The 22,145-nt window shown below is 68.2% G+C and carries 16 protein-coding genes; 2 read left to right on the top strand and 14 right to left on the bottom strand.

The genetic code is table 11. The features are described 5' to 3' along the window. Window positions 1-304 precede the first annotated feature (304 nt). Together E8D38_RS22650 and E8D38_RS22645 are read right to left on the bottom strand one after the other, a co-directional pair. Window positions 305-2,140, bottom strand: a complete 1,836-nt coding sequence (locus E8D38_RS22650) for an RICIN domain-containing protein (RefSeq protein WP_181179356.1) — start codon at window positions 2,138-2,140, stop codon at window positions 305-307. A 148-nt stretch (window positions 2,141-2,288) separates the two neighbouring features. Then, window positions 2,289-3,260: a thioredoxin fold domain-containing protein gene (locus tag E8D38_RS22645; RefSeq protein ID WP_140635892.1), complete on the bottom strand. Its 972-nt coding sequence runs from the start codon at window positions 3,258-3,260 to the stop codon at window positions 2,289-2,291. A gap of 47 nt (window positions 3,261-3,307) precedes the next feature. On the opposite strand from E8D38_RS22645, the gene E8D38_RS22640 reads away from it, so the two are divergent. Then, the gene (locus E8D38_RS22640; RefSeq protein WP_181179354.1) at window positions 3,308-3,898 is read left to right on the top strand and encodes a hypothetical protein; all 591 of its coding nucleotides are present in this window, start codon (window positions 3,308-3,310) and stop codon (window positions 3,896-3,898) included. 126 nt (window positions 3,899-4,024) lie between these two features. Here E8D38_RS22640 and E8D38_RS22635 read toward each other — a convergent pair whose 3' ends face one another. The 12 genes from E8D38_RS22635 to E8D38_RS22580 form a co-directional block, all read right to left on the bottom strand. Next, the gene (locus tag E8D38_RS22635) at window positions 4,025-6,277 is read right to left on the bottom strand and encodes a winged helix-turn-helix domain-containing protein (RefSeq protein WP_181179352.1); all 2,253 of its coding nucleotides are present in this window, start codon (window positions 6,275-6,277) and stop codon (window positions 4,025-4,027) included. 117 nt (window positions 6,278-6,394) lie between these two features. Then, on the bottom strand, window positions 6,395-8,230 hold the full coding sequence (locus E8D38_RS22630) for a winged helix-turn-helix domain-containing protein (RefSeq protein ID WP_140635885.1): 1,836 nt from the start codon (window positions 8,228-8,230) through the stop codon (window positions 6,395-6,397). A gap of 254 nt (window positions 8,231-8,484) precedes the next feature. Next, the gene (locus E8D38_RS22625; protein ID WP_181179350.1) at window positions 8,485-11,679 is read right to left on the bottom strand and encodes a glycosyl hydrolase family 95 catalytic domain-containing protein; all 3,195 of its coding nucleotides are present in this window, start codon (window positions 11,677-11,679) and stop codon (window positions 8,485-8,487) included. Between the two features lie 105 nt (window positions 11,680-11,784). After that, entirely contained in the window at window positions 11,785-12,957 is a 1,173-nt protein-coding gene (locus E8D38_RS22620) for a maltoporin (RefSeq protein ID WP_140635882.1), read from the bottom strand. A gap of 166 nt (window positions 12,958-13,123) precedes the next feature. Next, on the bottom strand, window positions 13,124-13,327 hold the full coding sequence (locus E8D38_RS22615; protein WP_140635880.1) for a hypothetical protein: 204 nt from the start codon (window positions 13,325-13,327) through the stop codon (window positions 13,124-13,126). 64 nt (window positions 13,328-13,391) lie between these two features. Further along, window positions 13,392-14,174, bottom strand: a complete 783-nt coding sequence (locus E8D38_RS22610; RefSeq protein ID WP_140635878.1) for an L-fucose dehydrogenase — start codon at window positions 14,172-14,174, stop codon at window positions 13,392-13,394. Window positions 14,175-14,178: 4 nt separating this feature from the next. Then, window positions 14,179-15,459 carry an L-fuconate dehydratase gene (locus E8D38_RS22605; protein WP_140635876.1) on the bottom strand — a complete coding sequence of 427 codons (1,281 nt, stop codon included), beginning with the start codon at window positions 15,457-15,459 and terminating at the stop codon, window positions 14,179-14,181. Window positions 15,460-15,499: 40 nt separating this feature from the next. Then, window positions 15,500-16,354: an ureidoglycolate lyase gene (locus tag E8D38_RS22600; RefSeq protein WP_140635874.1), complete on the bottom strand. Its 855-nt coding sequence runs from the start codon at window positions 16,352-16,354 to the stop codon at window positions 15,500-15,502. A gap of 68 nt (window positions 16,355-16,422) precedes the next feature. Further along, the gene (locus E8D38_RS22595; protein WP_140635872.1) at window positions 16,423-17,352 is read right to left on the bottom strand and encodes an ABC transporter substrate-binding protein; all 930 of its coding nucleotides are present in this window, start codon (window positions 17,350-17,352) and stop codon (window positions 16,423-16,425) included. A gap of 59 nt (window positions 17,353-17,411) precedes the next feature. Next, complete coding sequence (locus E8D38_RS22590; protein ID WP_246099615.1) at window positions 17,412-18,374, bottom strand: ABC transporter permease; 963 nt, start codon at window positions 18,372-18,374, stop codon at window positions 17,412-17,414. Between the two features lie 88 nt (window positions 18,375-18,462). Beyond that, window positions 18,463-19,992: a sugar ABC transporter ATP-binding protein gene (locus tag E8D38_RS22585; RefSeq protein ID WP_140635868.1), complete on the bottom strand. Its 1,530-nt coding sequence runs from the start codon at window positions 19,990-19,992 to the stop codon at window positions 18,463-18,465. A 74-nt stretch (window positions 19,993-20,066) separates the two neighbouring features. After that, window positions 20,067-20,876, bottom strand: coding sequence for an SDR family oxidoreductase (locus tag E8D38_RS22580; RefSeq protein WP_140635910.1), 810 nt, complete (start codon window positions 20,874-20,876; stop codon window positions 20,067-20,069). Window positions 20,877-20,971: 95 nt separating this feature from the next. Here E8D38_RS22580 and E8D38_RS22575 point away from each other — a divergent pair, with 95 nt between their 5' ends. Continuing rightward, entirely contained in the window at window positions 20,972-21,772 is an 801-nt protein-coding gene (locus E8D38_RS22575) for an IclR family transcriptional regulator (RefSeq protein WP_140635866.1), read from the top strand. Window positions 21,773-22,145 lie beyond the last annotated feature (373 nt).

Raw genomic sequence — 22,145 nt, 5'->3', positions numbered from 1 at the left:
TCCGGTAGGTTGAGCCAGCGAGGCCAACGTCGGGTCGGCAGACCTGGCATGCCGGCCCCGCACGTCACGCACGAGTCGGGTGACCGCGTGGCGGGATTCTGCGAGACGAAGCCGTCGTCACACTGACGCCGGCCGGTCTCGCGCGTCAGGGTTTACCGGGTGCCGCGCCGCATGGCGGGCGTGGAAAAGAGAAAGGGACGACGGCCTGGCGCCTCGCGGCGGGCCATCGTCCCTGTGGCGCGCGGCGCCGTCGGCGCCGGCCGCGTCCGGCACGCGCTTGCGCAGCGTGCCGGCATCCGGTCGCCTACCTCAGCTTCCCGTGCTGGGAGCCGGGGACCTTGATCTTGTTGTAGTACTCCTTCGCGAACCACAGCAGATAACCGCCGTCGGTCTCGGTCGACGTCGTCTCGTTGTGGCCGGCGCCGAACTGGAGCGCGACGATGTGCGCCGCGGTGACCTTGTCCATCTTGGTGAAGAAGTGATAGACCTTGTCGTCCTTGAACTGGCCGGCTCCGCGGATCTTCCTTTCCACGTCGATGTACGGGCCGTACTTGTTGGGCATGTTGACGTTGCCCAGCGGGATCTGCCAGAGGATCAGCGGCTTGCCGATCGCCTCGGTCAGCGTCTTGAACTTGCCCATCACCTTGTCGAAGTACTCGTCGCTCCAGTAATACCAGGTCTTCGAGCCGTTCTCCGGCAAGGAGGCCCACCCGGCATCCCGATCGGTCACGTCACCGACGATGAAGTGGCCCGTGTCGGCCCCCAGCGACTTGTAGTAGCGAATGCACGCCTGCACGCCCTTCTGCGGCTCTTCCGGCTCTTTCATGATGTCCCAGCACGAGATGTGCAGGCCGACGGTCGAGTTGGGCGCGAACTTCTTCGCCATCTCGATCATGCAGCGTGCGAGACCGCCGGCGTTGTCGCCGAAGCCCTTGCCCTTGCACTCGTCGCCGGCAGCTTGGCTCAAAGCGGCCGGGATCTTGGTCGCATCGTTGGGGAAATTGCCGTCCGTGTCCCGGATGAAGCCCCAGAAGTCCGGCTCGAGTTGGATGATGTTCTTCTCGTTGCCGATGGTCTTCAGCAGGAATCGGAAGTCATCCAGGTAGCCCTTGAGCAGCCACTGATTGTTGATGGCGCCACGGTAGTCCGCCTCGTAATAGTTCTTGACGCCCCACTGCTGATTCAGCCGGCCTTGCGCCTTCCCGAGGTCCTCCCCCGCGTAATAGCTCCACTGCTGGATCAGCCGATGGGGCGAGCCGTCGGGGAGCTGGAAGGTTTCGGCGTTCTCCTGGTTGCGGAAGATGATCTTGCCGCCCGCCGTGAGGTTGTACTGGCCGCCACTGTCCATGCCCTCGCAGCCCCACCAGCCGAAGCACTCCTTCTTGCACTTGGTGTAGCACGCGGGATCCTGCGCGGTGGTGTGGCTGTGGATGTACGAGTACCGCAGATCCCACGGCGCCTTGCTCATCGTGTCCGTGAGGTTCTTGCTATCGACTCCCCAGAGGCTTTTCCGGGCATCGATCAGGCCACCGACCAGCACGCGGTCGAAGCCCATGAAGCTGCCGAAGGTGCCGCTGGCGCTGCACTTGCCGTCCACCGGGTTGAAGTACCAGCGCTGCAGCGCCGATCCCTGCTGGTCGGAGTTCTGGCGCAAGGCCGAGCCGGCCGCCGGGTTGGGCATCGTCCGGAGCTTGTTGGAAGACTTCGACGCGATGGTGTAGGCGTCGCCGCTGCGCGCCACGGTCCACTGCTGGTTTGCGTGGCCGCTGTAGGTGTACTGCTTGACGGGCGCGTTCTCGCTCGAGTCCCAGTTGAGCAGGTCCAGCGCCTGCAGGGTGTGCCCGGCGCGGATGGTGAAGACCCCCGGGCCGGTCTGCGTGAACAACCATTGCTGGTTCGACTGCGTGCCGCCGGCCCACTGGATGACGTCTGCGCCGCTCTTGGTGGACCCGTAGGCCACGTCGAGCTGCAGGCCGCTGGCCTTGTTGACGATGTAGTAGCTGCGGCCGCTGGCGGGTGCGTCGGTGCAGTTGGCCGCGTTCGCGGACCAGGCGGCCGACAGGCCGGCGGCGAGCATGATCAGGCGTGCCGCGGACGCGGTACGCCTGGGCATGCCGAAGAGGCGTTGGGTTCGATTCATGGTGGGCGCGGTCCTCCGGAGTGGCTTGGATGAATGGTTGGCTGCGGTTTGTGTTTTCCGACTCGCATGCACGAGTGCGCGAAAAGTACCGGTGTCGGCTTGTCGAGACATGATGGACAGCGAACCTCTGACGATCGACAACCAATCGTCAGGGTTTGGTCGCGGCGGCGGCAGGCCGGTGTTGCGCGAGCTGTCGTTCGAGTTCAAGCGCCGACGGTGCGCCGGTCTCTCGCGTGCCGTCGGCGAACACCAGCGTGGGCGTCCCCCGGATCTGGTGCCGGCCGCCGAACGCGAGGTTGCGTTCCAGCGCGCCGTTGTCGCAGCCGGCCTGCGCTGTCGGCAGCTTTCCCTCGCTCATCCACTCGCGCCACGCCACGTCCTTGTCCTTGGCGCACCAGATGGACTTCGCCTTGCTCAGCGACTGCGGGCCGAGCAGCGGTATCAGGAAGGTGTAGACGGTGATGTCGTCCCTTTGCTGCAGCACGCTCTCCAGCTGCTTGCAGTAGGGGCAGTCGGGATCGGCGAATACCGCGAGCTTGCGTGTGCCGCGGCCGTGCGTGGAGACGATGGCGTCGTGCAGCGGCAGCTTGGAGAAGTCGATCGTGGGGACCTTGCCGATCCGAGCCTGCGTCAGGTTGGTCTTGTGACGTGTGTCCAGCATCTCGCCGCGGACGATGTAATCGCCGCGCCGGTCCGTATAGAAGACGACCGTCCCGGAGCGCACCTCGTACAGGCCCGGGATCGGCGTGCGCGTCACCTCGTCAATGGGCGGGGACTGCGGGAACCGCGCGGCCAGCGCCTTGCGGATCGCGGCCTCCTGGGCGACGGCGCCCTGGGCGGCTGCCGTCAACGCGATGCCGAGCAGGACGATCCGGCAGGTGGCCGGCCACAGAGCGCCGGGCCGGCGCACGGTCTTGTGTGCTTTCAATGAATCTCTCCCGTGGAATGGATCGGCAGGCCGGATACGCAGACCGGGCCCGTGGGTGAACGAAGGGTCAGGCGGCCGGCTCGTCAGGTGCAAGGAGTTCGCGACGTTGCGCGATGGCCGAGCTGGGGTCCGCGGTCGGAGCAGTTCTTGGTCGAGCAGTTCGACGCGCCGATCTGCAGGGTCGATGTTCATCGCGGATGCGCCCGAGACGCACGGTAACGGCGCGACCCCGGCGAATCATGATGAAGCATGAACCCACCCCGGAATTGGCAATGGCCGCACGACGGGCGGAGGGCTTCGCGGCCATGGTCATCGATTCCTCATGTCTGGCACGCCGCCCGTGCATAGACTCGAGCACTCGCCGTATCGACAACGACGCATCAATGCCATCGATCCCGTCCGCCCTGGCGCGTGTCGGCGGCCTGCGCAGCTGGCTCGCGCATTCGTGGGCCGCGCTGCGCCGCCGCGTACGCCATCGGGTGAAGCCCACGCGCGCCACGCGACCCGGCCGCCCGGAACCCACGACGCGACAGTTCACGCAAATGCACGCGGCGCTGCGTCAAGTGCTCGATCACCATCCGAGTGTGCGAGGTGTGCTTCCGGCTCTCGCGGCCGTTGAACGTGTGCTGCACGCGGGGCCGCGCGCACTGGAGTGCCTTCCGGTGCGCTGCCTGTGCGATGCTTCGGCGCGGCTCGACCGGCTGGCCGGTGACTGGAGCTCGGACGGGTTGCGGCAACTGCGCGAACACCTTCGAGGACTGTGCGAATCCGGTGCCGCGAAGGCGCGCGTCGAGCCGGCCGGACCCCAGACGCCAGCCCGGCTTCATTGACCTGAAGCCCATTCCAGACGTGCCGCAAGCCGGGTCAGGCGCAAACCGCCGGCACCCTGTCGAAGCACTTCGCCGTGACCTCGGTCATCGGGCAGAGACCGCGCGCACCGCCCCGCCCTTCAGGGCTCAGCACGAGCGGCTGGGCAGGAACGGGGTCGGCGGAAGCGGCTGCAGGCCCTCGCGCGCCTGCCGGTCGTACTCGGCCGCCAGATCCTCGAAGTACGGGTTCCAGCCCGGCTCCTTGCGCGCGGCGATGTAGCGCCGGTGCAGCGCGGCGGCGCTGCGCACGTCGCCCGCCGCATGCCGCACCCGCGCCCGGGTCGCGATGACCACGGGCAACGCCGCAAGTTCGGCATCGATCCGTGCGAGCGCACGCGCGGCCTCGTCGCTGCGGCCGGCCTCGGCGTTCAGCCAGGCGATGTCGACGCAGGCCCAGGTGTGCCACATCGCGGAGGGGCCCAGCGCCACAGCCTTGCCGAGCCAAGCCAGGGCGGCGTCGCGCTCGCCGCGCCGGTGCGCGAGCGCGGCGCACATCAGCAAGGGGTGAACCTTGTATTCGGTCGTCGCATAGGCCGACGGGTCATCGTTGTCGATGAGCGCCTGCGCTTCATCGTCTCGACCGCAGAACATGAGCGCCTCGGCATGCCAGGGCAGCACGTAGGCGCGAAGCGCGGCGAAGGGCATGCGATCGAGTGCGCGGCCCGTGAAGGCAGCCGCCTGCGTCCAATCGCCCCGGCTTCCATGCCAGAAGCCGCGTGCCAGCAGCACGAAATGCTCTTGATACGGTGCACCGGGCAACGCATCCAGGTCGGCCAGCGTGCGCTGCGCGATGGCCGGCCAGCCGGCCAGTCGACAGGCGAATGCAGAACACTCTGCCAGCGACTCTGCGATCAACCGGGAGCCGATGGCTGCCGCCGCAGCGAATCCTTCGGCCGCATACGAAACCGCCTCCGCCAGACGACCCAGGCGACTGAGCGACTTGCTGGCGTTGTTGCATGCCCCGGCAAGCGTCAGTTGCCGCCCGATCTGTCGCGCGCCGCGCGCGGCCTTCATCGCCAGTTCCGCGCCTTCTTCAGGCGTCACCAGTCCGGCTTCGTACAGCATCAGCCACAGCAGCTTGGCGCGGTCGCCCGTATCCAGACAGAACTGGCGACTGCGGGCCAGGTGCTCACGTGCCTCCTCGTAGCGCGAGCGGGCGTGCGACACGATGGCTCGCAGTTGGTAGACGTTCGCCCAGAACATGGCGCCCTCGCGCCCGTCGGACAAGGCCATGACTTGATCCAGATGAGGCGCGGCCTCCTCTGGAAGGTGGTGCGTGGTCTGGCCGTGAGCCATGGCGTAGTGGACCCGCACCAGCGTCACCCGATCGTCGGCGGACTCCGCGCGGCGGATCAGATCGGCCGCCAGCGTGTGCGCCTGCGCACGGGTCTCTGTGCGCGCCGCCAGGCGCTGAAGCAACCTCAGCGCAGTGGCGGTATGGTCCGGCTCCACGTGGTGGGCGAGCTGGAACAAGTGCAGCGCCAGCTCGAATCGCTCGTCGGCCGCCGCCTGGCGCCCGCGGAAATACGCCTCCGCGGCCAGGGGGTCTTTCGGCAACTGCGCCGCGGCGGCTTCGTCGTCGATGGCGCAGCCCAGGAGCGCGCCCACGGCCTTGGCCGTCGCCAAGGCCAGATCGGCCGGCCGCGATTCGGCGACGGATCCGGTGGCGACCTTGCCTCCGGCGAACAGGCGGAAGTCCACCTGCAAGCCCGCTGGAGACCGCGCGACGCGCGCATGCACAACCGCCGCGGCGCCGGTGACCTGCTGCAGGCGGGCAACCCGCTGCGCCAAGGTATCCGCAGGCACCTCTGCGACGGCTCCCAGGACGGAAGGCATCGTGACGAGCGAGATGCGACGATCGCTCTCGAGCATCTCGCCGACGAGCGACGGCAGTCCGGATCGAACCCACGCGGAGTCCGCGTCGTTCGTCGCGTCATCGAAGGGCAGGAGCGCCACCGAGACACTTCGGCCATCTTCGCCTGGCGCCAGGGCATCCGTGCTCACGTTCGCGACGAAGCGAAAGCCCACCCGTTGGACGGCTGTCACCGCGCAGCACGAGCCCTCGGATTCGATCGCCTGCCGGACCTTCGTGATCGCGCGGGCCAGCGCGGCAGAGCTCACCTCGCGGCCGCCGAACACCTCCTCGAGCAGCTCGTCCTTGGAGACCACGCGGTGGCGGTGGCGGATGAGGTGCAGCAGCAGGCGGCGCGGCTGCGGTTGCATGGTCACGGGCTTTCCGTCGAACCGCAACTCTCCGGACTCCAGGTCGGCGGTGAACCGGCCGAAGCGGACGCGCTGGGTCGCTTCGTCGTTCGATGAAAGGGGCCGTGGCAAGTCCATGGTCCGCATTCTTGCCGATGCGCGCGAACGTTCGAGGTCTGCTCGACCCAACCGCCAGCGGCCCCGCGCTTTCCGACACCGGGTCCGCCTGCGCGGCCACTCCACGGCCATTCGAAGTCAGCACGCGCGGCTGGGCAGCAGCGCGGCCGTCGGCAGCGGCTCGATCCCGGCGCGGCACTGGCGCTCGTATTCGGCACCTAGCGTGTCGAAGCACGCGTTCCAGCCCGGCTCCTTGCGCGCGGCAAGGTACTGGCGATGCAGCGCCAGCGCGCCACGCACGTCGCCCGCGGCGTGCAGCACCCGTGCTCGCGTCGCGACGACGACCGGCAGTTTCGCGAGCGTCGGGTCGACCTGCGCGAGCAGTTGCGCCGCCGTGTCGCCCTGGCCGGCCTGCGCATGCAGCCATGCCGCATCGACGCACGCCCAGGTCCGCCACATCGGTGCCGGCCCCTGCGCCAGCGCTTCGCCCAGGAGTTCGAGCGCGCGGTGCGGTGCGCCGTGGAGGTGGGCCAGGGCAGCACGCAGCAGGAGCAGCAAGGTGGCGAAGTTGTGATTCGGTCGCAGCGACGGGTCCGTGCGTTCGAGGGCGGCCTGCGCCTCGTCGGGGCGGCCGGTGAGCATGAGCGCCTCGATGTGCCACGGCAGGATGTGCGCGCGCAGGTAGGCCGTGCCGGCACGTTCGAAGGCATGGCCGAGGTGGCCGGCGGCCTGTGTCCATTCGCCCCGGCCGCTGTGGCACAGGCCACGGGCCAGCGACACAACCGCCCCATGACAAGGCAGCCCCGGCAGCGCATCGAGCTCCGCCAGTGCGCGCGCCGCCGCCGTGGGCCAGCCCGCCAACCGGCACGCCAGGGCAGACCCCTCCACCAGCTCCTCGGCGATGCCTCGTTCGCCCACGGACACCGCGGCCGCAAAACCCTCGGCCGCATGGGCCATGGCCTGCTCGAGTCGGCCGGCATCGATCAAGGCCCTGCACGCGCTGTTGCATGCCGTGGCCAAGGTGAAGGGCAGGCCCAGCTCCCGCGCGCCGCGCGCGGCTTCCCAGGCGAGATCCACTGCCTGCTGCCCACCAATCAGCCCCGACTCCAGCATCAAGGCACGCAGCGCCGCGGCGCGGTCGCCTGCGTCGCGAAAGAGGCGCCGGCTGCGTTCGGCATGCTCGCGCGCCTCCGCAAGCCGCGCCCGGTTGCGCGCCGCGTGGGCCTGCAGCAGATGGACCTCGGCCCAGAAGCGTGCTCCCCCGCTGCCATCGGCGAGTTCGATCACTCGGCGCAGTTCGCGGTCGAAGCCATCGGCCTCGTTGCGGCGCAGCCGCCAGAACGCGAGGACGCGGTGCACGCGCAGCTTCGTGGCCCGGTCACCGGTCGCATCGGCGGCAACGAGCAGCCAGCCGACCATCGAGCACAGTTCAGTCGTCGAGTGGGCGAATCGCGCCAGTCCGCGCAACAACCCGAGCGCGATGCCGGTGTGATCGGGCTCGAGCTCGTGCGCGAGGCGGTAGAGGGTGACGGCGGCAGCGGTGCGCTCGGCAGCTTCGGCCTGGCGCGCGCGGAAGTACGCTTCCGCGGCCAGGGGGTCGCGCGGCATGGCCGCCGCCGTCGTCTCGTCGAACGCGCGGTTCAGCACGTCCACGTCGAGCGTGGGAGCATCCACCTTGGCTACGAAGCGGTAGCCCACGCGCGGGACGTTCGAGACGGCAGCGCCGGCGCCGTGGTCCTGCAGCGGCTGGCGCACCTTCGTGATGGCGCGCGCCAGCGCTCCGTTGGTGGCGCAGGAGCGGCCGAAGACCTCCTCGATCAGCTCCTGCTTGGACACCACCCGGTGGCGGTGACGGATCAAGTGCAGCAGCAGCTTGCGCGGCTGCGGCTCGAGGTCGATCGGGCGCCCGTCAACCGTCAGCCTGCCCGAGCCCAGGTCGGCCATGAACCTGCCAAAACGGATGTGCGGCGCCATTCGTCGCGTCCGGTCAACGCGGCAGGCTACTGCCTGTCGGATCCGACCGCGGCACTTGCCTGGCCCCTGCCGGGGCGGCCCAGCAGGCTCGGGCCGCCCAGCAGTGCGGCGGTCAGCGACCGGCGAGCGATACGCGATGAATAAGCCTGGTGGTTCACGGCGGAAACCCTTCCGAGGCGGGCGCCTCGTTGCACAGACACATGACGCGGGGCCGGCCGGGCATCGGCCAGCCCCGGTTCAGACGGCTCGGCCCGTCAGGTCGGCAAGACCTGCTGGCTCTGCCCGTTCACGACCACGGTGACGGCTGCATTGCGGTTCGGCGCCCGGTCCGCCACGATGGAGTAGCCCGTGACCACGCCGTTGCTCCAGCTGCATGAGACGCGGTAGCCGCCACGCGCGCGCAGGCCGTTGAACGAGCCCTTGGGCTTCCAGTGGTCCGGCAGGGCCGGCAGCAGGACGATCCTCCCTTCGTGGCTTTGCAGCAGCATCTCGGCCACCGCGCCGGTGATGCCGAAGTTGCCGTCCATCTGGAATGGCGGGTGGTCGCAGAACAGGTTGTCCAGCGTGTTGAAGCTCAGCAGGCCGCGCACCATCTCACCGGCGCGCATGCCGTCGCCGAGCCGCGCGAACAGCGCAGCGCGCCACGGCCAGGTCCATGAGCGACGGCTGTCCCAGCCGAACTGGTCCGGCGTGAAGGTTCCGCCCTTGTCGCTGCAGCGGGCCTTCAGCGAGACCATTGCGGCGGTGGCCAGCTGCGGCGTCTTGCTCGGCGTGATCTGCCGTCCGGGGTAGACCGCGAACAGGTGCGAGGTGTGGCGGTGCGTGTCGTTCGGGTCGTCGCGGTCGACCTGCCACTCCTGCAGCTGCCCCCACGAGCCGATCTTGTTCGGGGCGAGCTTCGCCTGCAGCATGCGCACGTCGGTGCCGTCGGCGGAGCGGGGGCTGACCCCGAGTGCCGCGGAGGCGTCGATGTAGTTCTGGAACAGGTCCCAGATGATCTGCTGGTCGTACATCACTCCGTCTTCACGGGGCACGTGGTTCTGCTCGGGCGAGAACCCCAGCGGCGCGACGAGCAGGCCGTCGCTGCGCAGCTTCAGCTGCGACTTCCAGAACTCGACGATCTCCTTGATGAGCGGGTATGCGGTGGTCTGCAGGTAGGCCCTGTCCTGTGTGAACGCGTAGTGCTCCCACACGTGCTGGCAGTACCAGGCGCTGGCCACCGTGTTCCACTCCCAGGCGCTGCTGCCGAAGGGGCTCTGCATCGTGCGGGCCGTCCAGCCCGGCGTCTGCGCGCCGAACTCGCGTTGCGTCGCCACGCGCATCGGCGCGGCCTGGGCCTGGACGAAGCCGATCAGCGCGAGGTGGCAGTCCCCGAGGTCGGCCGACTCGGCGCCCCAGTAGTTCATCTGCACGTTGATGTTGTTGTGGAAGTCGCTCGACCAGGCCGGCCAGTTGCTGTCGTTCCACAGGCCCTGCAGGTTGGCCGGCAGGCCGTCCGGACGCGAGCAGCTGATGAGCAGGTAGCGACCGTAGTCGTACATGGTCTGCTCCAGGCCCGTGTCGGTTCGGTTGGACGCGTAGGCCTTGCGGCGCAGGTCGGTCGGCAGCTGTGCGACGCTGGCCGCCGGGTCCGCGCCCCAGCTAACGTCCACCCGCGCCATGCGCGGCGGGAAGTCGGCCAGGTGCCGGCTGCGCAAGGCGTCCCAGCCCAGCGTGGCCGCGGCATTGACGCGGTTGCGGGCGACCTGGACGAGCTGGCCCGGGTTCAGGCCGTTGGTCCAGTTGGCTGCGTAGTCGGCCTTGTAGTCGGTGGCCGCATCCAGCAGCAGCGTCAGCGTCGTGCAGTTGGAAAAGCGCAGGCGGCCGCCTTCGACGGCGAGTGCTCCATCGGCCAGCACACGCAGCGACGCCGCATAGTTCTCGCCGGCCGACAGCGTCCCCTGGAACTCGAGGCGACCGGCCTCCGGCGCGACCGTCGTCGCGCCCTGCGCGCTGCTCAGCGTGATGCTGCCATTCAGGCGGGTGCTGCCGACGGCGGTGTAGCGCAGTGCCAGCACGTCGTCCGCACGCGTTGCGAACGCCTCGCGCGTGAAGCTCTCGGTGCCGCGGCGGAAGGCCACCGAGTGCAGGCCGCGGTGCAGGTCGAGCCGGCGCTCGTAGTTGGCGATCGCGGGCCGGCCGGCAGTCGTGAAGCCGTTCGCGCCGCGCAGCGTCACGTCGGCGATCTGGAAGTGCGACGCGCTCGGGTCGTGCTGGAAGCGGAAGCGGAAGTAGCGGTAGGCGGTCGTGTTCGCGAAGGAGAAGTCCAGCTTCTGGTTGCGCGCCGTGAACGCGGGGCCCGGCTGGCGCACGTCGAGGTTCGTCCAGTTCAGGCCGTCGGTAGAGCCCTGCAGCGTCCAGCCCTTCGGGTCGCGCTGCGGCACGTCGTTCGCGCTGGTCAGCGAATAGGCGTTGACCACCACGCCGCTGCGGCTGTCGTACTGCCACAGCACCTCGGCTTCGCCGGTGGCGACGCACCACTTGGTGTCGGGGTTGCCGTCGACGGAGGACGAGATCTCCTCGTTCGGCGACCAGTTGCCTTCGCCGCCGTGGCCGCTCGGCGAACTCAGCAGGGGCGCGGCGACATCGTTCGTCGCGGCCCCGTCCAGGCGCACCTCGGCGATCTGGAAATACCACTGCGAGGTGTCGTGCCGGAAGTCGAAGCGGTAGTGGCGCCAGGCGCGGCTGTTGCTGAACGAGAAGGTCTTCGTCAGGCCGCGCTGCTCGAACGGTGCGCTGAGCGTCACGGTGTGCAGCGCGGTCCACGTCACGCCGTCGTCGGAGCCCGACAGCGTCCAGCCCAGCGGGTCGCGCGCGGGCACGTCGTTGGCGCTCGTCAGTGCATAGGAGGACACCGCCGTCGGCTGCAGCAGCTGGATCTGCCACGGCACGACGGGCGCGTTCGTCTGCACGCACCATTTGGTCGACGCGTTCCCGTCGATGGTGTTGGCGATACCCTCGCCAGGCTGACCCGTCGGCCCGGTGGGGCTGGTGCCGAAGTCGACCTGGAACTCGCCGAAGTTCTGGTAGGCACCCCAGCCGTCCCAGCCGTCGTAGTTCTTCAGGCTGGACCACAGCGTGTTCTCGTTGAACTGCACCCGGTCGACGCTGGTGCCGCCGAAGATCATCGCGCCCAGGCGACCGTTGCCGATCGGCAGCGCCTGCGTCCACTGTTCGGCCGGCCGCGCCAGCCACAGGCTGCGTGCCACGGCCGCGGTCTGCGTCAGCGCCTGCCGCTCGATCGCGACCTTTGCCGGCGCGGCGGTCGCGGCGTCGCCCTCGCCGCCTCCGCCGCACGCGTGGAGCAGCGGCAGGCCGGCCATTGCGCCGACCGAGGCGAGCAGCGTGCGGCGGGTCAGACCCGTGGCGGGATCGGACTGGGACGGGTCATCGTTCTGGGTGCGGTTCATCATGTCTCCTGGACTGGGCGCTGGCGCGCCTCGTGAACATCGGTAGGAAGGAGGCATCGGACACTTGGCCGGCACCTCGAGCTCAGGCGTGACGTGTGGGATAGATCACCACCACATCTCGACCTGCACACCGACACTGGTGCCGCTGGTCTTGCCGGCCGGCAGGCCGTTCGCAGCGTTTGCGCCGGCGGCGTCGTTCCACTTCGCCGTTGTCGCGTACAGGCGCAGTTCCGGGCGGTTCCAGAAACCCGGGCCGGTGGCGATCGTCGGGGCGATCGTCAGCTTGGTCAGCTTCTGCGTCGCCTGGGCCTCCGGCTTGAGCTGCGAGTAACCCGCCTCGGCGACGAACTTGAAGTTCTTCGTCAGCGCGTACGAAACCCGACCGCCGACGGTGCCCAAGGTGCTGTCGCCCGCATTGGCCTTGTTCTGTGCGAACGAGGCCATCGCCTGCCCGCCGAACGCGCCGACCTGCCAGCTGAACGCATCTGTGAGGCGCCAACCCTTCACGTCGGAACCGGCAGTTGCGTTGCCGAAGTTCGTGTTCAGGTTGGCCGAGCCCTGCGCGTACTGCAGCCAGGCGGTGTTGCCGCCGCCCAGGCCTTCGACGCTCTGCTGGTGCTGCACGGTCGCCGCCATGCCGCTCTTGCCGCCATCGAAGTTCGCGCTGGTGAAGGCCGTGACGAAGCGCAGCTTGCCGCCGGCGTTGGCGGCGATGTCGTCCAGCTCGACGTTCACGCGGTTCATCGGCGTCGTGCCGTTGCCGTCGTCGCGGAAGTAGGCGACGCCGAGTTTGCCCACGCCGAGGTCGATGCCGTAGGCGCCGCCGCCGACGCCGTCTTCCACCGTGTACTTGGTGTCGTTGATGTGGATGTCCGAGCGGCCGTAGTAGCGCTTGCCGGCCCAGAACTTGACGCCCGGTGCGAAGTCGAAGCCCCTGCCCTCGACGAACATCTGGCCCAGGCCCCAGGTCGCGCTGCCGTTGTCGGTGCCGGGGTTCCACAGCGTAGGCATCACGTGCACGCTGTACTCGACGCCCTCGGCCTTGAACGCGGTGGCCAGGTCGATTTCGCCGTAGATGTCGCACTCGTTGCCCAGGCGGTACTTCAGCCCGGCGCCGGCCAGGCCATAGCAGGCGCGGGAGGTGTTCTTGCTCGCGGTACCCGTGCCGGCGCGGAAGTAGCCGCTCGTCGAGAAGGCACCGGTGTCTGCGGCCGTCGCGGCGGCCGCCATCGTCGTGCCGACGGTCAGTGCCATCGCGCTGCGGATCATCTTCTTCATGCTTCGTGCTCCAGTGGTGGTTGTGTTGCTGCTGGCTTGGGGGCCAGATCGCAGGCGCGAGCCGACCCGGACCACTCGCCAACGGTGGCCGCTTGGGATCAAGAAGTGGATGTCGGGTCAGCGCGGCCTGGTGCGCCGCACGACCTCGTTCAGGTGGATGGGGATCTCAGCGGTACGGCCCTCCATACAGCTGGACCTTGTCCGCATTGACCCGGCTGACGAAGCCGGGCCCCGGGTTCAGATGCCGGCCTTCACGAGGCTCGGTGATCGAGACGACGCCTTCGTCCTTCTGCCGCGCCTGCGCCCAAGCCGCGGTGATGGTGCAAAGGCCGGGCGTGGCCCAGACCGCGATGCGTTGCAGTGCATTCATGTCCCCTCCGTCCTTCTTTCATCGCCGAGTTCGGACCCGGTCTGATGTCGTGTTCACCCTGTCGTCACGTCGCTGGCAATGCCCGGTCGAGGTGTACGTAGCCGCCGTCTGGATGCAGCCATTGCCCGGTCGTGTGCCCCGAGCGATCGGACAGCAGGAAGCAGACGAGGTCCGCCACCTCCACGTCCCGCGTCATGCGTTGACCGAGCGGAATGCGGGCGGCGATGCGCGCCAGCGCAGCATCCGGGTCGGACTGACTGCCGAGCCACTTGCGGTACAGCGGCGTCATGACCTCCGCCGGAAGCACCGCGTTGACCCGCACGCAGAAAGGCGCGAGCGAAGCGGCCCATTCGCGCGTGAGCCCCAGCTGCGCGGCCTTTGCCGCGACGTAGCCGCTGGTATCGCCCTGGCCTGTCAGCGCCGTCTTCGAAGAGATGTTCACGATCGCGCCTCGGCGCTGCTTCAGCGACGCCACGCACAGATGAGCCATCACGTAGCAGTGAACGAGGTTGGCCTCGAGCGAACGCACGAAGGCCGTTCGACCGGCGCCCAGCCCGACGCCGTCGTTGACGCCTGCGTTGTTCACCAGGCCGTCGACGCCGCCGAACTGGCGCAGCGTGTGCTCGACCGCCGCCGCGCACGCGGCTTCGTCGCTGAGCTCGATCTGGTGGAACACGCGCCGTGGACACAGAGCCGACAGATCGTGGTCGAAGATCGGGTCCAGCGGGCTGCGATCCAGAATGACCGGGATCGCGCCCTCCCGCGCGAGCTGCAGGGTGATCGCGCCGCCGATGCCGGCTCCCCCCCCGGTGACGATCACGACCTTGTCGTGCAGGTGCAGGTCCATCGTGTCAGCCCTCGTGCAGGTGGCGCTGAAGCGACTCGCGCTTCATCTCGATGGAGTAACCCGGCCGGCTCGGCGGCATGTAAGCCGCACCGCGCACGACGCAGGGATCGATGAAGTGATCGTGCAGGTGGTCGACATACTCGATCACGCGGCCTTCCTTCGTGCCCGCGATGCACACGTAGTCGATCATCGACAGGTGCTGCACGTACTCGCACAACCCGACGCCGCCGGCGTGCGGGCAGACCTTCAGACCGTACGTCGCGGCCATCAGCATCACCGCGAGCACCTCGTTGACGCCACCCAGCCGGCAGGCGTCGATCTGCACGACGTCGACCGCCCCGCTCATGATGAACTGCTTGAACATGACGCGGTTCTGGCACATCTCCCCCGTGGCCACCTGCATCGCGCCGTGCATCGCGGCGCGGATCCGACCATGGCCTTCGATGTCGTCGGGGCTGGTGGGCTCCTCGATGAACCACGGCTTGGCGAATGAAAGGTCCTGGAGCCAGTCGATCGCCTGTTCCACCTCCCATACCTGGTTGGCATCGATCATCAGGTGGCGGTCCGGGCCCAGGACCTCGCGTGCGATGCGCAGGCGGCGGATGTCGTCGGCGCGGTCGCGGCCGACCTTCAGCTTGATGTGCGAGAAGCCCGCGTCCACGGCCTCCTGCGCGAGCCGGCGCAACTTGTCGTCGTCGTAGCCCAGCCAGCCCGCCGACGTCGTGTAGCAGGGATAGCCGTTGGCCAGCAGGTCCGCGATGCGCTCGTCCTTCCCGCGGGCGCGTTCGCGCAGGAACGCGAGCGCCTCGTCGGGCTTGATGCAGTCGGTGATGTAGCGGAAGTCGATGCAGCGCACCAGCTCCTCGGGCGACATGTCGGCGACCAGCCGCCAGACCGGCTTGCCCTCGGCCTTCGCCCACAGGTCCCAGACCGCGTTGACGACCGCGCCAGTCGCGAGGTGGATCGCGCCCTTGTCCGGGCCGATCCATCGCAGCTGGCTGTCGGCGGTGACGTGGCGCCAGAAGCGTCCCATGTCGGCGGCGATCCAGTCGAGGTCGAGGCCGACGACGAGGTGGCGCATCGCCTCGATCGCCTTGCAGCAGATGTCGTTGCCGCGGCCGATCGTGAAAGTCAGGCCGTGGCCCTCGAGGCCGGGCTGGTCGGTTTCGAGGATCACGTAGGCGGCCGAATAGTCCGGGTCCGCGTTCATCGCGTCGGAGCCGTCGAGGTGCTGCGAGGTGGGAAAGCGCACGTCGAGCACGCGCAGCGATCGGATCTTGGTCATGGTTCTGTAGTGGATGGGCGCAAGTCGGTTGGTTTCGCGTTCAGCCCTGCACGACGCGCTGGCACTGGATGCCCAGGCCGTCGATTCCCAGGCGGATGCGGTTGCCGGGCGCGAGGTACACCGGGGGCTTCTGCCCCAGACCGACGCCGGGCGGCGTGCCGGTGGAGATCACGTCGCCCGGCTGGAGCGTCATGAACCGGCTGAGGTAGCTCACGAGGTGGGCGACGCCGAACACCATGGTCTTCGTGTTGCCGTCCTGGTAGCGTCGGCCATCGACCTCGAGCCACAGGCGCAGGTTCTGCGGGTCGGGCACCTCGTCCGCGGTGACGAGCCACGGTCCGAGCGGGCCGAAGGTGTCGCAGCCCTTGCCCTTGTCCCACTGGCCGCCGCGCTCGAGCTGGAACTCGCGTTCGGAGACATCGTTGACGACGCAGTAGCCGGCAACGTACGACAGGGCGTCGGCCTCATCGATGTAGCGCCCGTAACGGCCGATCACCACGCCGAGTTCGACCTCCCAGTCCGTCTTGGTCGCACCGCGAGGGATCTCGATGTCGTCGTCCGGACCGACGATCGCGCTGGTCCATTTGCCGAAGACGACAGGTTCGGCAGGGATCGGCATGCCGGACTCGGCAGCGTGATCGGCGTAGTTCAGCCCGATGCAGATGAACTTGCCGACCTGTCCGACGCAGGGGCCCAGCCGCAGGTCGGCCTGTGGTTGGCCGGATACGAGCGGCAAGGTGTGCGGGTCGAGCGCGCGCAGCAGCGCGAGGGTCTCGGGCAGAAGCGCGGGGCCGGCGATGTCGGCCACATGGGCGCAGAGGTCGCGCACGCGTCCCTCGGCGTCGAGCAGGCCCGGCCGTTCGGCACCGGACGGGCCGTATCGGAGCAGTTTCAACTCAGGTCCTCAAGCAGGGGAAATTGGGGGGCCGCGCTCCCTGCGCGGCCCGTGCCGTCAGGCAACGATCAGTCGTACAGCACCGCAGCGACCTTCGGGTCTGCGATGTTGGTCTTGTCGTACCAGTAGAAGCCGGTGTCGATGACCTTCGGCAGCTTCTCGCCCTTGAGCGCCTTGACGGCCGCTTCGACGGTCTTGTAGCCGATGCCCACCGGGTTCTGCGTGATCGCGCCGGCCATCTCGCCCGAGGCGATCGCGGCCTTCTGCTGCTTGCCCGAGTCGAAGCCGACGATGACGATCTTGCGCTTCATCTCGCGCGCCGCGTTCACCACACCGATGGCCGAACCTTCGTTGGTGCCGAAGATGCCCTTGAGCTTCGGGTTGGCCTGCAGGATGGACTTGGTCACTTCGGTGGACTTCAGGTGGTCGCCGCCGCCGTACTGCACGGTCACGATCTTCACCTTCGGGTGCTTGGCCTTCATCTGCTCGAGGAAGCCGTCGCGGCGGTCGGTGCCGGTGCTGCTCGTCTGGTCGTGTGCGACCACGGCGACGTCGCCCTCGTCGCCGATCAGCTCGGCGAGCTTGTCGGCTGCGAGCGCGGCGGCGGCCTTGTTGTCGGTCGTCGCGGTGGTCGCCGGGATGTCGCTCTTGACGCCCGAGTCGAATGCGATGACCGGGATGCCGGCGGCCAGGGCCTTCTTCAGCAGCGGGATCGCCGCCTGGCTGTCGAGCGCGGCGAAACCGATCGCCTTGGGCTTCTTCGCGAGAGCGGCCGACAGCATGTCGATCTGCTTGTCGACCATCGCCTCGGTCTCGGGACCTTCGAAGGAGACGGTCACGTTGTTGTCCTTGGCCGCCTGCTCGGCGCCGGCCTTCACGGCTTGCCAGAACTGGTGCTGGAAGCCCTTCGAGACCAAGGGAATGTAGGCCTGCTGCGCGGCGACCGGCAGCGCGAACAATGCCGCGGTGGCCAGGGTCAGGGCGTGTCTGCGTTTCACGGAGTCTCCTCTCGTTGTGGTGGAAGGGGAAGGGGAAGGGAAAGCGGGGCGCGAAGGACTCAGCTGCGGGCCTTGCGCAGGATGTCGGCGTAGACCGCGAGGATGATGATCACCCCCGTCAGCACGGTCTGCCATTCCTGCGCGACCGACAGGATGCGCAGGCCGTTCGTCAGCACGCTCATGATCAGAGCGCCGATGATGGTGCCGAGGATCGTCCCGGTGCCGCCCGACAGCGAGGTGCCGCCGATCACGACCGCGGCGATCGCGTCGAGCTCGTAGCCCTGCCCGAGCGCTGGCTGTGCCGAATTCAGCCGCGAGGCGATCAGCAGCCCCGCGATGCCGCAGATCGCGCCGCTGACCGTGTAGACGACGACCTTCCAGAAGGTCACGTTGACGCCGGACAGCCGCACCGCCTCTTCGTTGCTGCCGATCGCGAAGGTGTAGCGACCGAGCACCGTGCGATTGAGCACCACGCTGGCCAGCGCGGCGACCAGGAACAGGATCAGCACCGCGTTCGGGATCGGCACGGCCGGCACGACGGCGCCGATCAGCGAGTCCTGCGAGATCGCGGTGAAGCCTTCGGTGTCGTTGAAGTAGATCGGCTTTGTGCCCGAGATCACGAGCGCAAGGCCCTTGAGCGCCATCATCATGCCGAGCGTCGTGATGAACGGCGGGATCTTCAGCTTCGCGATCAGCACGCCCGAGCTCAGGCCGGACAGCGCGCCGAACACGATCGCCGCGGCGATGCCGACCGGCAGCGGAAGCCCCCAGTAGGTCAGGAACACGCCGGCCATCACCGAGCAGAAGGTCATCATCGTGCCGACCGACAGGTCGATGCCGCCGGAGATGATCACGAAGGTGCAGGCGATCGCGAGCACGCCGTTGACTGCGGTGGCCTGCAGGATCGCCACGAGGTTCTCGGTCTGCAGGAAGTTCGGCGACGCGAAGCCGAAGAAGACCATCAGCACGACGAGGCTCGCGAAGGCGAGCAGCTTCTGGCGCGTCTGCGGGTTCAGGGCCATCGCCTTCAGGCGCGACGTGCCTTCGCGTGCCGGCAGGGTGGTCGATAGAGTCATGGGCGGTCCTCGAATGGGAATGCGGTGCGCTGCGTCAGGCGGCAGCGGGCAGCTCGGCGCGGGCCGTGGCGAGTTGCATGATGTTTTCCTGCGTGGCGGCGCTGCCGTGCAGCTCGCCGGTGATCCGCCCCTCGCACATCACGATCACGCGGTGGCTCAGCAGCAGCACCTCGGGCAGCTCCGAGGAGATCATCACGATCGCCTTGCCCTGCGCGGCGAGCGACTTGATCAGCTTGTAGATCTCGGCCTTGGCGCCGACGTCGATGCCGCGTGTCGGCTCGTCGAAGAACAGGATGTCGCAGTCGCGCAGCAGCCACTTCGCGATCACGACCTTCTGCTGGTTGCCGCCCGAGAGGAAGCGCGCCAGCTGTTCCAGGTTCGGCGTCTTGATCGCGAGGCGCTGCACCAGGTCCTGAGAGACGCGGCGGCCGTGTGCATCGTCGACGAAGCCCAGTCGGTTGCGGAAGCGCGCAAGACTGGCCAGCAGGATGTTGTCCTGCACGGCGAGCCCCGTGGCCAGCCCGAAGTGCTTGCGGTCTTCCGAGAGGTAGCCGATGCCCGCCGCGACGGCCTGCTGCGGCGAGCGGATCGCGGTCTCGCGGCCGCGCACGCGGATGGTTCCGGCGTCGATCGGGTCGGCGCCGAAGACGGCGCGCGCGACCTCTGTGCGGCCTGCGCCCATCAGGCCCGCGAAGCCGAGGATCTCGCCGCGGCGCAGCTGGAACGAGACGTCGTGCAGCACGCCGCGGCGCGCCAGACCCTGCACCTCGAGCATCGGCTCGCCGCTGGGCTCAGGGACAGGTTCGCGCGTCATCTGCCCGAGCTCGCGGCCGACCATCATCGCGATCAGCTGGTCGATCGACGCCTCGGCCATCGCGACGGTGGCGACGTGGCGCCCGTCGCGCATCACCGTGACCCGGTCCGCGATGCGTGCGAGTTCGTCCATCTTGTGCGAGATGTAGACAATGCCGACGCCTTGTGCGCGCAGGTCGTGCACGACGCGGAACAGGTCCTCGGCCTCCTCACGGTTCAGCGCGGCGGTCGGCTCGTCCATGATCAGCACGCGGGCCTGGTGCGACAGCGCCTTCGCGATCTCGATCATCTGCTGGCGTGCGACCGTCAGCGTGCCGACGATCGTGCGCGGGTCCAGGTTCAGCTTGATGCGATCGAACAGCGCGGCCGCCTGCACGTTCAGCGTGTCTTCGTCGAGCAGCCAGCCCCGCCGGGGCTCGCGACCGATGAAGATGTTCTGCGCCGCCGTCAGGTGGTTCATCAGGTTCAGTTCCTGATGCACGATGCTGATGCCCGCCGCCTGTGCCTGGCGCGGGGTGCCGAAGTCGACCGCCGCGCCGTCGAGCAGGATCGCGCCGGCGTCACGCCGATAGATGCCGGTCAGGATCTTCATCAGCGTCGACTTGCCGGCGCCGTTCTCGCCCATCAGGACGTGAACCTCGCCGGGACGCAGGTCGAAGGAGACGTCCTCCAGCGCGCGCACGCCGCTGAAGGACTTGCTCACGCCCTGCGCGGAGATCACGCGACGATCGTCAGCGCCTGGAGGTTTCATGCAGGGCACTCCAGCGGCAGGCGACAGAAGTTGTCCCGGAGGGACGCATGGTCGTCGATGCGCATGGCCATGGTTCAGATCGTCACGCCGCCGTCGACCAGCACTGCCTGACCCGTGACGAAGCGCGACTCGTCGCCGAGCAGGTAGACGACCTGCGGGGTGATGTCGTCGACACTGGCCAGGCGGCCCATCGGCTGCCGGGCGATGAAGTCGCGCTCGGCCTGTGCCGGGTCCACCGAGTTGGCGATGCGTTGCCGCAGCGACGGCGTGTCGACAGTGCCCGGGCACAGCGCGTTGCAGCGCAGGCCCTGCTTGACGAAGTCGGCTGCGATCGCCTTGGTCATGCCGATGACCGCGGCCTTGCTCGCACCGTAGGCGAAGCGCCGCGGGAAGCCCTTCACCGACGAGGCCATCGAGGCCATGTTGAGGATGGAGACGCTGACACCTGCCTCCTCGGCGCGGCGCAGCATGCCGGGCAGGAACGCGCGGACCGTGCGGTACATCGCGGTGACATTCAGCCCGAAGCTGAACTGCCAGGCGTTCTCTTCGCAATCGAGCACCGAGCCTTCGTGCACGAAGCCGGCGCAGTTGAAGAGGCCATCCAGCGCTGGCAGCTGCGCAGCCAGGGCGACGATGGCGTCGGCATCCATGACGTCGAGGCGATGAACTTCGATCGCCGGGTATTCCTCCCTCAGGGCTGCCAGAGCAGGGACGTCGATGTCTGTCGCCACGACGCTGGCGCCTTCGCGGGCGCACGCCAGGGCACTTGCCCGACCGATGCCGTGGCCCGCTGCGGTAATCAGCAGACGCTTGCCCTCCAGGCGGCCAGCCCGACCACCGGCCTGGTTGACACCAGCATGTTCATCTATGAATGTTATGTCCATATATGAATTGTCCGTAACCATCAGGTAACCGCCCATCCGGGCTAACCCGGGGCGTCCGTTCCCGATGGGTGAGCCTTTCCCGCGCCCGATGCGATATGGTCTGGGCCCCCTGCCCCCTCGTCAGATTCGCCTTGAACACCCAAGACATCGAGCGCTATCGCGCACCTGCCCTCGACAAGGGGCTGGACATCCTTGAACTGCTTGCCGAGCAGCCACTCGGACTCACCCGCGCGGAGATCGTCCGCGCCATGGGGCGCAGCCAAAGCGAGATCTACCGCATGCTTGAGCGGCTGGTGGCACGCGACTACGTGACCCGCTCGCCCGAAGGCGACCGCTATGCACTGAGCCTGAAACTGTTCGTCCTCGGGTCGCGCCATCCGCCGGTGGAGCGCCTGGTGGCGCGCGCGCTGCCCCTCATGGATGGCTTTTGCAAGGCGGCCGAGCAGTCTTGCCATCTGTGCATTCACGACCGCGGCAACCTCACGGTGGTCGCACAGGTGAACAGTCCGAGCACCTGGGGTATGTCGCTGCGCCTTGGCGCGCGCGTGAGCCTGCTCGACACCGGGTCGGGGCACGTGCTCCTGGCGTTCCAGACCGAGCTGCGTCGCGCGGAGATGGTGCGCGAACACGAGCCGATCGAGGGTGAGTCGCATATCGACCCGATCGAACTCGCGTCGCTGCTCGACAAGGTCCGCGCTTCCGGCGGTTGGCAAGGCAAGAGCCGGCAGGCCGAGGGCGTGATCGACCTGTCGCTGCCGATCCTCGGGCCGCACGATGAGGCGGTCGCCGTCATGACCTGCCCCTACGTGCGCCGCATCGACAGGCACATCGGACCGGACGTCGCGAGCACACGGGAGATGTTGCGCGAGGTGACCACGACACTGTCGTTCCGCTAGCCCTGCTCACATCCGGAGGGCTTCCGCCGAACTCACACTGTTTTCCATGGCGCCTTGCCTTCTTCATTTCCCATGACCCGCAGCAGGCATGAACCGTTGAACGCGACGTGTCATTGATTGATGTTCATGACGCGAAGCAAAGCGGCGCTGCAATGGCGACATGGTCGATATCCAGGCCATTGCGAGTCATGATGAAACGTTGACCCGGAGCGGGGCGGAAGGTGCGCGTTTTCCCGCGCCGGGTCCTGACTCGTGCTTGCGCGCCAAGCTGACCGCGCCTCGGCGCGTTGGACGGGCGGTGAAGCGGTGACCACGGCGCTGAACTTCGCAGCTACGAAGCCACGGTTCACGATCCATCATTTCTGCCCGCTCA

The sequence above is a fragment of the Methylibium rhizosphaerae genome (assembly GCF_006386545.1).
In the GTDB taxonomy this organism is placed as follows: Bacteria; Pseudomonadota; Gammaproteobacteria; order Burkholderiales; family Burkholderiaceae_C; genus Pseudorivibacter; species Pseudorivibacter rhizosphaerae.
The sequence above is the reverse complement of the archived record's forward strand: the minus strand, read 5'-3'. Positions and strand labels throughout refer to the sequence as shown.